The 11,936-nt window shown below is 66.5% G+C and carries 10 protein-coding genes; 5 read left to right on the top strand and 5 right to left on the bottom strand.

The window, feature by feature from the left end:
* Window positions 1–36 precede the first annotated feature (36 nt).
* A complete protein-coding gene (locus ACVMIH_RS03810; protein ID WP_225641321.1) occupies window positions 37–1,254 on the bottom strand; it encodes an MFS transporter in 1,218 nt (405 codons plus the stop codon).
* 93 nt (window positions 1,255–1,347) lie between these two features.
* Between ACVMIH_RS03810 and ACVMIH_RS03815 the strand changes: the two genes are divergently transcribed.
* Entirely contained in the window at window positions 1,348–2,250 is a 903-nt protein-coding gene (locus ACVMIH_RS03815) for a LysR family transcriptional regulator (RefSeq protein WP_229191197.1), read from the top strand.
* 15 nt (window positions 2,251–2,265) lie between these two features.
* Here ACVMIH_RS03815 and ACVMIH_RS03820 read toward each other — a convergent pair whose 3' ends face one another.
* The 3 genes from ACVMIH_RS03820 to ACVMIH_RS03830 all read right to left on the bottom strand — a co-directional run bounded on the left by ACVMIH_RS03820 (window position 2,266) and on the right by ACVMIH_RS03830 (window position 5,795).
* Window positions 2,266–3,345: a D-TA family PLP-dependent enzyme gene (locus ACVMIH_RS03820; RefSeq protein WP_456860791.1), complete on the bottom strand. Its 1,080-nt coding sequence runs from the start codon at window positions 3,343–3,345 to the stop codon at window positions 2,266–2,268.
* A gap of 127 nt (window positions 3,346–3,472) precedes the next feature.
* Window positions 3,473–5,290: an ABC-F family ATP-binding cassette domain-containing protein gene (locus ACVMIH_RS03825; protein WP_456860793.1), complete on the bottom strand. Its 1,818-nt coding sequence runs from the start codon at window positions 5,288–5,290 to the stop codon at window positions 3,473–3,475.
* Window positions 5,291–5,294: 4 nt separating this feature from the next.
* Window positions 5,295–5,795 carry a YaiI/YqxD family protein gene (locus ACVMIH_RS03830; protein ID WP_456827443.1) on the bottom strand — a complete coding sequence of 167 codons (501 nt, stop codon included), beginning with the start codon at window positions 5,793–5,795 and terminating at the stop codon, window positions 5,295–5,297.
* A 135-nt stretch (window positions 5,796–5,930) separates the two neighbouring features.
* Here ACVMIH_RS03830 and ACVMIH_RS03835 point away from each other — a divergent pair, with 135 nt between their 5' ends.
* Window positions 5,931–6,734: a hypothetical protein gene (locus ACVMIH_RS03835; protein WP_456827444.1), complete on the top strand. Its 804-nt coding sequence runs from the start codon at window positions 5,931–5,933 to the stop codon at window positions 6,732–6,734.
* Between the two features lie 167 nt (window positions 6,735–6,901).
* On the opposite strand, the gene ACVMIH_RS03840 is transcribed toward ACVMIH_RS03835, so the two are convergent.
* Window positions 6,902–9,274 carry a xanthine dehydrogenase family protein molybdopterin-binding subunit gene (locus ACVMIH_RS03840; protein WP_456860796.1) on the bottom strand — a complete coding sequence of 791 codons (2,373 nt, stop codon included), beginning with the start codon at window positions 9,272–9,274 and terminating at the stop codon, window positions 6,902–6,904.
* A gap of 217 nt (window positions 9,275–9,491) precedes the next feature.
* On the opposite strand from ACVMIH_RS03840, the gene ACVMIH_RS03845 reads away from it, so the two are divergent.
* From ACVMIH_RS03845 to ACVMIH_RS03855, 3 genes are all read left to right on the top strand, one after another.
* A complete protein-coding gene (locus ACVMIH_RS03845; protein WP_082653981.1) occupies window positions 9,492–10,535 on the top strand; it encodes a Ppx/GppA phosphatase family protein in 1,044 nt (347 codons plus the stop codon).
* A gap of 166 nt (window positions 10,536–10,701) precedes the next feature.
* Complete coding sequence (locus ACVMIH_RS03850; RefSeq protein WP_057019775.1) at window positions 10,702–11,403, top strand: RlmE family RNA methyltransferase; 702 nt, start codon at window positions 10,702–10,704, stop codon at window positions 11,401–11,403.
* Window positions 11,404–11,679: 276 nt separating this feature from the next.
* On the top strand, window positions 11,680–11,883 hold the full coding sequence (locus ACVMIH_RS03855; protein WP_310882397.1) for a hypothetical protein: 204 nt from the start codon (window positions 11,680–11,682) through the stop codon (window positions 11,881–11,883).
* Window positions 11,884–11,936 lie beyond the last annotated feature (53 nt).

Below are 11,936 nucleotides of genomic sequence, written 5' to 3' on the forward strand. Positions count from 1 at the left end.
GGTTTCGCTGCGCTCTACCCATCCTACGGGATAGGCTCATTCCGAGCCGGTCTTCGTGGCGAGGTCGGTGATGAATCCAAGCACACCGAACGTCGCGGCCACTGCGCACACCGCGGTCCAACCACCAAAGCTCCACGCCGCGGACGCCGCTGCCGCGCCCACCGCGCCGCCGATGAAGAACAGCGCCACGAACAGGCCATTGATCCGGCCGCGCGCCTCGGCGCGCAGCAGGTTGACGGCGCGGCGGCCGAGCGTCTGGTCGGTGGTGATGCCGAGATCGAGCAGGATGGTGCCGAGGCTCAGCGCGACGAGTGCTGCAATCCGCGACTCCAGTACGCCGGCCCAAGCGCACAGCGCGAGCGATGCGGATATCAGCAGGTGCGAGCCGATCAGCATCGGCCGTGCCAGGCCACGGTCGCCCCAGCGGCCGGCCAGCGGCGTCGCGACGGCGCCGGCAACGCCGATCAGTGCGAACAGTGCGATGCCCCTGGCGTCGAGCTTGAACGGCGCGTCCGGCAGGCGTAGCGCCACGGCGGCCCAGAACGCGGTGAACGAGGCCATCACCAGCGCCGCGGTCCAGGACCGGACGCGCAGCACCGGCTCCTCGCGCAGCAGTGTCGGGAACGAACGCAGCAGCGCGCCGTAGCTGACCTTCGCCGCCGGCTGCAGCGTCGGCAGGGTGCGCGCCAGTGCTGCGGCGAGCACCGTCATCAGCACGGCCGAGGTGACATAGTAGCCGCGCCAGTTCCAGCTGTCCGCGATCAGACTCGCCATCGGCCGCGACAGCAGGATGCCGATCATCAGGCCGCTCATCACATCGCCGATCGCCTGTCCCCGGCGCTCCGGCGGCACCATCGACGCAACCAGCGGCACCACCATCTGGATCGCGGCGCACGACGCGCCGAGGATGAAGGTGGCGGCCAGCAGGATCAGCGGCGTCGGCGCCATCGCGGTGCCGATCGCCGCGACGATAGCGCAGGCCAGCGTGCGCAGGATCAGCCGCTTGTTCTCGACGAGGTCGACCAGCGGCACCAGCAGCAGCAGCCCGAGCGCGTAGCCGAGCAGGGTCAACGTCGAGATCAGGCCGGCCTCTAGCGCGGTCATGCCGAGCGAGCGGCCCATCAGACCGACGAGGATCTGCGGCGCAAAGAGATTGGTGACGACGGTGCCGGTCGTGATGGCGCCGATCCAGATCAGCGGACGCACGGCGACGGTGCGCGCCGGGGAGAGTTTGGTGGCTTCGGAGATGGTCATGGGACCTCGCGATGGAGTGGCGAGGCCCCCTTTAGGGGATCGGGATAATATGCTACAATTCAAATAAGATGATGAAGAATATGCGAGATTATTATGAACACCCATGACCTCGTGGCGTTCGTCGCCGTGGTCGAGACCGGATCGATCGTCGCGGCCTCGGCGCGGCTGAACCTGACCCAGCCCGGCGTGACGCGGCGGATCCAAAATCTCGAGGAGATGCTCGGCGCGCAGCTGCTCGACCGGCTATCGAAGCCGCTGAAGCCGACGGCGGCGGGAATCGAAGCCTATGAGCAGGGCCGCCGGCTGCTGCGCATGCTCGACGACCTCAAGTCAGGCGTCGCCAATGACGGCGTGGTGCGCGGCGAGTTCAGGCTCGGCCTGACACCGTTTTTGTCGGAGGCCGGGCTGACCGGACCGCTCGATGCGGTGCGCGGCGAATTTCCGGCGCTGGCGGTGCGCGTCGTCTCCGGCTGGTCGCCCAACCACATGGAGCGGGTCAGCCGCAACGAGCTCGATGCCGCTGCAATCTGTTTGCCTGACGGCACCGCGCCGCCCGACGATCTCGTGGCCGACGATCTCGGCGCGCAGCCGGTGGTGTTCGTCGTCGCGCGCGACATGAAGACGCCGAAGTCGGTCGATCTCGAATGGCTGTCGCGGACCGGATGGGTGATCAACCAGGACGGCTGCGGCTTTCGCCAGACGCTGAAGCGTCAATTCGATGCGGCGCATCTGCCGTTCAACATCGCGGTCGAGGCACTCGACAGCGAGCTGCGGCTGTCGCTGGTGGCGCGCGGGCTCGGCATCGGCCTCGTGACGCCGGTGGCGCTGAAACGAAGCCCGATCCGTAGCCGGCTCAAGGCCGTGAAGATCGCGGATTTCAATCCCGCAGTCCGCGCCTGGATCGTGCATCGCCCGCCGGCCGGCCGCCTGGCGCGGCCGATCGAGGTGTTTCGCGCGGCGCTGGACCGCGAGCTGCAGGCGCTGATGCACGGGTAAATGCGCTGGATGCGGCTAGCGCAATTTCCCCCGCGCCGTCACCGGCAACGCACCGATGATCTCGTCACCGCGCACCATCACGACCTCGTCCATCATATTGACGACGACGCAGACGTGATTGGGCACGATCCGCACCACGTCGCCGACATTGGGCCGGGTGTTGCTGCGAGACAGATCGAGGAAGCCGTGCTCCTCGGCGAAGCGCGCGATCCTGGCCTCCGGATGTTCGAGGATCAGGCCGTGGCCTTCGAGGCCGCCGGTGTCCGAGGTTAGCGTCTTGGAGCCGGCATCGAGGATGCCGCGCTCGGGGCCGGCGCGGCTGACGACGGTGGAATAAATATGCAGCGCGCAATCGTCCCAGGTCGCGACGCCGGCCGCGACCTGCATGCGGTCGTTGTAGATGTAGGTACCGAAGCGATGCTCGGTGCCGCCCTTCAGTTTGCCGAGATTCTTCAGGTTCGGCGTGCCGCCGGTGGAGACGAAGGTCGCGTCGAGGCCATGGGCGCGCACGCCGGCTAGCGCCTCGTCATAGAATTTCTGCGCATCGGCCCAGCCGGTCTCGGTCGGATACAGCATGAAGCCCGCGAAGCTGAGGCCCTTGGAGGCTGCGACCTCGCGCGCCAGCGCGATCGCCTCGGCCGGGGTCTCGACGCCGGCGCGCTTGCGGCCGGTGTCGCATTCGACCACGACCGAGAGCGGGCGGCCGGAGGCGGCGGCGGCCTTCGGCAGGTCGCCGACGACGACGGAATTGTCGGCTGCGACGGTGACGTTGGCCTTTGCTTGCAGCGCGCCGAGCCGCGCCATCTTCTCGTCGCCGAGCAGATTGTAGCTGATCAGGATGTTGTCGATGCCGGCGTCCGCCATGATCTCGGCCTCGCCGAGCTTCTGGCAGGTGATGCCTTTGGCGCCGGCCTTGATCTGCAGCTGCGCCAGCATCGGGTTCTTGTGGGTCTTGATGTGCGGACGGTTGGCGACGCCGGCCTCGTCGCAGGCCTTCTGGATGCGTGCGATGTTGCGCTCGACCCGGTCCATGTCGATCACGGCGCAGGGCGTGCCGTATTCCTTGGCGATCTTGGCGGCGAGGGGCGTCGTCATCGGGGTGGCTCCAATGCAGAGTTTCCGTCATTGCGAGCGGAGCGAAGCAATCCATCTGTCCGCGTTTGCAGATGCATGGATTGCTTCGTCGCTCCGCTCCTCGCAATGACGGCAAGAATCATTGTGTTCATGCCTGCTCGATCTCTTCGCGCAGCACCTCTAACTCGAGCCAGCGGTCCTCGGCGGCAGCGAGCTCTTGCTGCGCCTTTGCGATCGCGGCCGAGGCGGCGTCGAATTTCTTGCGATCCTTCGTATAGAGATCGGGATCGTCGAGCAGCTTCTGCTGCTTGGCGATCTCGTTGTGCAGCTTGTCGATGGTCTTCGGCAAGGTTTCCAGCGCGTGTTTCTCGTTGAAGCTCAGCCGGCGCCGCGGTGCTGCCTCGGGCGCTGCCGCCCTGGCTTCCTTCTTCTCTTCGGTCGCGGTATCCGCCTTCACCGTCTCGCGCTTCACGTCGGCGCCGCGCTGCGTCAGCATGTCGGAATAGCCGCCGGCATATTCGATCCAGCGGCCCTGGCCCTCGGGCACGATCACCGACGTCACGACGCGGTCGAGGAAGTCGCGGTCGTGGCTGATCAGGATCACCGTGCCTTCGTAATCGCCGAGCATGTCCTCGAGCACGTCGAGGGTTTCGAGATCGAGGTCGTTGGTCGGCTCGTCCAGGATCAAGAGGTTCGACGGCTTGGCCAGCGCGCGCGCCAGCATCAGGCGGCCGCGCTCGCCGCCGGAGAGCGCTTCCAGCGGCGTGCCGCGCTGCTCCTGCGCGAACAGGAAATCCTTCATGTAGCCGATGACGTGCTTCGACTTGTCGCCGACCATGACGTGGTCGCCGCGGCCGCCGGTCAAGGCTTCAGCCAGCGTCAGCTTCGGGTCGAGGCTCTCGCGGTGCTGGTCGAGGGTTGCCATCTCGATATTGGCCCCGAGTCGCACCGAACCGGAGTCGGGCGGATCGTTGCCGATCAACAGATGCACCAATGTGGTCTTGCCGGCGCCGTTCGGGCCGACGATACCGAGCCGGTCGCCGCGCTGGATCCGGGTCGAGAAGCCGTCGACGATCTTGCGCTCGCCGAACGCCTTCGCGATGTTCTTGGCCTCGATCACCAGGCGGCCGGACTTCTCGGCTTCGGCGGCGGCGAGCGTGGCATTGCCGGTGGCGCCGCGATAGTTGCGGCGCTGGTCGCGCAGCGCAAAGAGATTGCCGAGCCGCTTGACGTTGCGCTTGCGGCGACCGGAGACGCCGTAGCGCAGCCAGTGCTCCTCGTTGACGATCTTGCGGTCGAGCTTGTGCTGCTCGCGCTCTTCCTCGGCCAGCACCTCGTCGCGCCACGCCTCGAAGGCGCCGAAGCCGCGCTCGATCTGCCGGATCTGGCCGCGGTCGAGCCAGGCCGTGGTGCGCGACAGATTGGTGAGGAAGCGGCGGTCGTGGCTGATCAGCACCAGCGCGCAGCGCCGGCTTTCCAGTTCGCCCTCGAGCCATTCGATGGTCGGCAGGTCGAGATGGTTGGTCGGCTCGTCGAGCAGCAGGATATCGGGCGAGGGCGCCAGCACGCGCGCCAGCGCCGCGCGGCGCGCCTCGCCGCCGGAGACAAGCGCGGGATCTTCCTCGCCGCTGAGGCCGAGCTGCTCAAGCAGATAGCGGGCCTGGTAGTGGTCGTCGCCGGGGCCGAGGCCGGCCTCGACATAGGCGAGCGTCGTGTTGTGCTCGCCGAAATCCGGCTCTTGCGGCAGATAGCGGATGGTGGCGCCGGGCTGTACGAAGCGGCTGCCGGCGTCAGGCTCGACCAGGCCGGCCGCGATCCGCAGCAGGGTCGACTTGCCGGAGCCGTTGCGGCCGATCAGGCAGACGCGCTCGCCGGCGGAGACCGAGAGCTCGACGCCCGTCAGCAGCGGCGTGCCGCCGAAGGTCAGGCTGATGTCCTTGAGCTGAATGAGAGGAGGCGGAGCCATTGCGCTAACCCTGCTCGCTCGCCTGCGCCTGCTCGGCGCGGCGGCGCTGGATACGGCGGATGGTCTGGTCGAGCGTCGACAGGAAGGTCGAGCGGTCGCGCGGCGAATATGATTTCGGCCCGCCGGTGATCTCGCCCGACGAGCGCAGATCGGTCATCAGATTGCGCACCGCAAGCGTCATGCCGATCGACTGTTCGGTGAACGGCTTGCCGTTCGGCGCGATCACATCGGCGCCGGCCTTGACGCAGCGGCTCGCCAGCGGAATGTCCGCCGTGACCACCACGTCGCCTTCATGCGCGCGTTCCGCGATCCAGTCGTCGGCGGCATCCATGCCGGAACCGGCGGCAATGCGCTCGATCAGCGGATCCTGCGGCACGCGGATGAAATTGCCCGCGACCACGCTGACGGGCACGCCGAGCCGGATCGCGACGCGATAGATCTCGTCCTTCACCGGGCAGGCGTCGGCGTCGACATAGATGCGGGTGGGAGCAGGGGTTTCAGTCATCGATTCCAGGGTTGGCAGGCGCGGCCTGCGTGTACTCCATCGGACGGAAAATTGCGAGCAAAACGAGAGGCTTGTCAGGCTGACCGGTTCGACTACGATTGCCTGAGAAAAACAACGGAAATAAGGGGAAACCCCATGGATTCGAAGACGGCTTCGCTGACCTACCGCGTCTCGGCGTACAACACCTCGAAACTGTCGGAGAACAAGATCCACGACGACACGGTGGCGCGGAAGTTCGGCTTTTCCGGCGGACTGGTGCCAGGCGTCGACGTGATGGCCTACATGATGCATCTGCCGGTCGAGAAATGGGGCCGCGATTTCCTCGCGCGCGGCCTGATCGAGGCGCGCTTCATGAAGCCGGTCTATGACGGCGAGATCGCGGAATTGACCGGACAGGAGACCGGCAATGGGCTGACGATCGAGCTCCACAGCCGCGGCGAGCTCTGCGCCACCGGCACCGCGTCGCTGCCGGCATCCGCGCCGAAATTCGTGCTCGATGACTACAAGCAGGTCGCCGCGGTCGCCGAGCGCAAGCCGGTCAGCGCCTCGTCCTATGAAGAGGGCAAGTGGCTCGGCACCATCCCGCGCGACTGGTCGGGCGATGCCGCGAAGGAGTATCTCGCCGATATCAGGGAGACCGACCCGATCTACCTGCGCGAAGGTCTCGGCCATCCCGGCCTGCTGCCGCGGGTGATGAACAAGGTCCTGGTCGACAATGCGATCCTCGGGCCCTGGATCCATGTCGGCACCCGCATGCAGCTGCTGTCGGCGGGCAAGATCGGCGACGAGCTGACCGCGCGCGCCAAGGTGACGGGCAATTACGACAAGAAGGGCCACCGCTTCGTCGAGCTCGACGCGCTGGTGCTCGGCAACGGTGTGCCGCTCGCGCATTGCTGGCACATCGCGATCACCCAGCCGCGCGAGCAGGCCGCGGCGTAACTTTCCACCTCTCCCCGTTCTTCACGGGGAGAGGTCGGATCGCATCGCAGATGCGATCCGGGTGAGGGGCAAGGCACAATTCCAGTTACAACGACCTTGCTCGCCGGATGGAGCCCCTCACCCCAGCCCTCTCCCCGCAAGAGCGGGGCGAGGGAGCAGGAGGGCCCTTATGCCACGCTCGCCTTGGCGTCCTGGATCGCGCGCCAGACGCGTTCCGGCGTCAGCGGCATGTTGATATGCTTGATGCCGTACTCTGACAGCGCGTCGACCACGGCGTTGACGATGCAGACGAGGCTGCCGGCGCAGCCGGCCTCGCCGCAGCCCTTGGTGCCGAGCGGGTTGGATTTCGCCGGCGAGGGATGATCGCCGACCAGCATCGACGGCACGTCGCCGGCGCGCGGCAGCGCATAGTCCATGAATGAGCCGGTGATCGGCTGGCCGGAGGCGTCGTAGCTGATTTCCTCCATCAGCGCCTGGCCGATGCCCTGCGCGACGCCGCCGTGCAGCTGGCCCGCGACGATCATCGGATTGACCACGACGCCGAAATCGTTGACCGCGGAGTAGCGCACGATCCGCGTCACGCCGGTGTCCGGATCGATCTCGACCTCGGCGACGTGGCAGCCGTTCGGGAAGGTCGACGCCGTCTCCTTGGTGGCGTGATCGACGTCGAGCGTCTCCGGCGTGCCTTCCGGCATCCTGCCGGCGCGCATCCGCTCGGCGAGCTCCATGATGCCGATCGAGCGGTCGGTGCCGGCGATGGTGAAGCGGCCGGCGCCGAATTCGATGTCGGCCTCGGAGGCCTCCAGCATGTGCGCGGCCGCCTTCTTGCCCTTCTCGACGACGAGCGCCGAGGCCTCGACGATCGCTTGCCCCGTTGCGGTGATCGAGCGCGAGCCGCCGGTGCCGTTGCCGAAGCGCACCAGATCGCTGTCACTCTGTTCGAGGGTGATCTTCTCGAAGGGCACGCCGAGCCGGTCAGACAGCACCTGCGCGAACGGCGTGGCGTGGCCCTGGCCGTAATCCAGCGTGCCGGTGGTGAGCTTCACCGAGCCATCGGGCTCGAAGCTGATCTTGCCGAGCTCGCCGCTCGGCGGCGCGGTGACCTCGAGATAGGAGCCGACGGCGATACCGCGCAGCTTGCCGCTCTTCTTGCTCTCCTTCTTGCGCTTGGCGAAGTTCTCATAGTCGGAGATCTCCAGCGCCTTCTGGAACACACCGGCGAAATCGCCGCTGTCATAGGTGACGCCGGACGCCGCCGGGAACGGCAGCTGCGACGGCTTGATGAAGTTGCGCTTGCGCAGCGTGAAGCGGTTGATGCCCATCTCGTCGGCGGCCGCATCGATCAGCCGCTCCATGTAGTAATTGGCCTCGGGCCGGCCGGCGCCGCGATAGGCGCCCATCAGCGTGGTGTTGGTCAGGACCGTCTTGATGTCGACGCCGAGCAGCGGCGTGCGATAGACGCTGGCGAGGTTCTTGCCGGTGTTGAGCGACAGCGGGCCCGGCGCGACGCCGGTGATGTAGGCGCCGAGATTGCCGTAGCCGGACAGCCGCACCGCGAGGAACTTGCCGTCGGCATCGAGCGCGAGCTCGGCATGGATCAGCTGCGCGCGGCCCTGGCTGTCGGAGAGGAAGCTGGTCGAGCGCTCGTCCAGCCACTTCACCGGACGGCCCAGTTCACGCGCAGCATGCGCGATGCAGGTGTATTCGGGATAGTTGAGGTTCTTCATCCCGAACGAGCCGCCGACATTGCCGGTGAGGATGCGGACCTTGTCGGCGGGCACGTTGAGCAGGCGTGCCAGGATCGCCTTGTTGCCGGAGACGCCCTGGGTCGGCACCTGCAGCGTGAAGCGTTCGGTTTTCTTGTCGTAGTGGGCGAGGGCGACGCGCGGCTCCATCGAGACCACGGCGACGCGGGTGTTGACGATGTCGAGCTTGGTGACGTGCGCCGCGCCGGCGAACGCCGCCTCGATCTTGGCGGTGTCGCCATAGTGATAGTCGAGCGCGACGTTATCGGGGATGTCGTCATAGAGCTGCGGCGCGCCGGGCCTGGCGGCTTCGGCCGCGTCGGTCACCGCGGGCAGCGGCTCGATATCGACCTCGACGGCCTCGGCGGCATCGCGCGCCTGCGCCGCGGTCTCCGCGACCACGAAGGCGACGGGATCGCCGACGAAGCGCACCTTGTCGGTCACCAGCGCGGGACGGTTGGTCTGCTTGAGCGGGGAGCCGTCACGGTTCTTCAGCGGCAGGCCGCAGGTGAAGGGGTTGTAGCCGGCGGCCGCAAGGTCGGCGCCGGTCCAGACCCCGAGCACGCCCGGCATCGCCTTGGCGGCCGCCGTCTCGATGCCCTTGATGATTCCATGGGCATGCGAGGAGCGAACCATCCAGCAATAGGCCTGGCCGGGCAGCGAGAAATCGTCGGTGTATTTGCCCTTGCCGCGCACCAGGGTGTCGTCCTCCTTTCGTCGAACAGGCTGTCCGACACCGTATTTTTGCAGTGCGATAGCGTTTTCGAGGGAGGCAGGCGGCGTTTGATCTTGCATCGAAAATGACCTGAAATGCCCGGATTTGCTGGAGTTTGGGGGCGCTGAGGAGATAACGCACACCCCCCTTAACGACAACGCCCGATTGGGCATGGACCCAATGTGAACGGAGTTTGCGTAGGGCTTTGACGCTGCTAAAGTTTCCGTGAACGATAATTATTCGGCGGGCCTAAAGGATCCTACGGATCCCTTGGGGTCCCGCGGAAAGACAGTTTTGATGAACGACCATGTGCGGCTTTGCGACGGCCCCCCGGCCAGCGAAGCCCCGCCAGGGTTGGTTGCGGCAGCGGCGGAAAGTGGCGTCTACGCCGCGCTGGACCTTGGCACCAACAATTGCCGGCTGTTGATCGCCTGTCCCACCGGCGACGGGTTCCGCGTGGTCGATTCATTCTCGCGGATCATCAGGCTCGGCGAGGGCATCGCCGCCACGGGCTCGATCAGCGAGGCCGCGATTGAGCGGGCGATTGCCGCACTGGCCATCTGCAGCGACAAGATTCGCTATCGCAAGGCGCGCCGGCTTCGCCTGATCGCCACCGAGGCCTGCCGTGCCGCCGGCAATGCCGAGAGCTTCCGCGCGCGGGTGGCGGCCGAAACCGGCATCAAGCTCGAGGTGATCGATCGTGAGACCGAGGCGACGCTCGCCGTGATCGGCTGCTCGCCGCTGCTCGATCCGAAGGGGCGGGGCGCCATCCTGTTCGATATCGGCGGCGGCTCGACCGAACTGGTGCGGATCGAGCGCGACCCCAACGCGCCCGACGCGGCGCCACGCATCAAGGCGTGGATGTCGATCCCGCTCGGCGTCGTCACGCTGGCCGAGCATTTCGGCGGCAAGAACGTCACCAGGGATATGTATGCGCGAATGATCGATGAGGTTGCGCGGCACGTCGCGCCGTTCGCGGCCGAGCACGGCAAGGATCTGCGCGACATGCACATGCTCGGCACCTCCGGCACCGTGACCACGCTCGCCGGCGTGTTCCTCAATCTGTCGCGCTACGACCGCCGCCGCATCGACGGCATCTGGATGAACGATTGCGACGTCACCGCGACGATCCAGAAGCTGCTCGGCATGAGCTATGAGGCGCGCGTCAACAACAACTGCATCAGCGTCGAGCGCGCCGATCTGGTGCTCGCCGGCTGCGCGATCCTGGATGCGATTCGCAACGCGTTCCCGATGCCGCGGCTCCGCGTTGCCGATCGCGGCCTGCGCGAGGGCATGCTGGTCGAGATGATGCGCGAGGACGGCGCGCTGCGGGCGTGCTAGAGCTTCTCTTGCCTCGCCCCGCTTGCGGGGAGAGGCCGGATTGCATGTCAATGCAATCCGGGTGAGGGGAACTCTTCACGAGCGCATCTCTCATCTTCATTGCGGAAACATTCCCTCACCCCAACCCTTTCCCCGCAAGAGCGGGGCGAGGGAGTAGAGAAGCAGTATGGCGAAAGACACCACCGGGCGGCTGCACGTCACGGTCAAGAGCGGCGGCAAGCGCAAGCTTTCGTCAAAACTCTGGCTCGAGCGCCAGCTCAACGATCCCTATGTCGCCAAGGCCAAGGCGATGGGCTACCGCTCCCGCGCAGCTTTCAAGCTGCTCGAGATCGACGACAAATACCGTCTGCTCAAGCCGGGCATGACCGTGGTCGACCTCGGCGCGGCGCCCGGCGGCTGGAGCCAGATTGCGGCCAAGCGGACCGGTGCTGTCGACGGCAAGGGCAAGGTGGTCGCGATCGATCTGCTGGAGATGGGCGAGATTCCCGGCGTCACCTTCGCGCAGCTCGACTTCCTCGACCACGACGCGCCGGAAAAACTGATCGCGATGATGGGCGGCCGCGCTGACATTGTGATGTCCGACATGGCCGCCAACACCACCGGCCATCGCAAGACCGATCAGCTCCGCATCATCGGCCTGGTCGAGACCGCCGCGCATTTCGCCGGCGAAGTGCTCAATCCCGGCGGCACGTTCCTGGCAAAGGTGTTCCAGAGCGGCGCCGACGCCGAGCTGGTGGCGCAGCTGAAGCGCGATTTCGCCACCGTCCGCCACGTCAAGCCGGCCGCCAGCCGGCAGGATTCGTCGGAGCGCTATGTGCTGGCGACGGGATTTCGCGGACAGCCGCAGCCGTCATCGCGCGGGGCGTAGCGACGACGCAATCCAGCGTTCTGCGTATGCGGACGGCTGGATTGCTTCGCTCCGCTCGCAATGGCGAAGCGGCGCAGCAACAACATTTAGGTGCGAACGGTTGGAACCTCCGTGCGTGGCCGGAGTCGACTCCTTTGCTCCCGGCCAATGCCCCCCAAGCCCACCGGGAGAAAACCCCCCACGGGTTGGCGGCCTTGATGCAGCGTCAGGTTTCGCGCACCGGGGCCGTTTCGCGCCGGACTAGAAAATCGGCCGACGCAAGCGCATATTTCCCACATGGCGACCATTGTTCAATGCAATTGCGGCGCCGAGTACAGACGCACCGAAGAGAAGTTCTTGGTGCCGCATACGGGTGATGCGATCTGCACGGTCTGCGGAGCTGCGCTGGAATCGTGGCTGGAAGCGACCCACGTTCCCACATACGAACTGATCGAACGTCCGGATCGAAAACAGCCAGGCGGAATGACCGGCCACCCCTGATGGTCTGGTCGTGACCCTGACGGCGACTCGCGGTGTCCGTGCCTCGGGAACGG

It is taken from the genome of Bradyrhizobium sp. USDA 4503 (genome assembly GCF_054055815.1).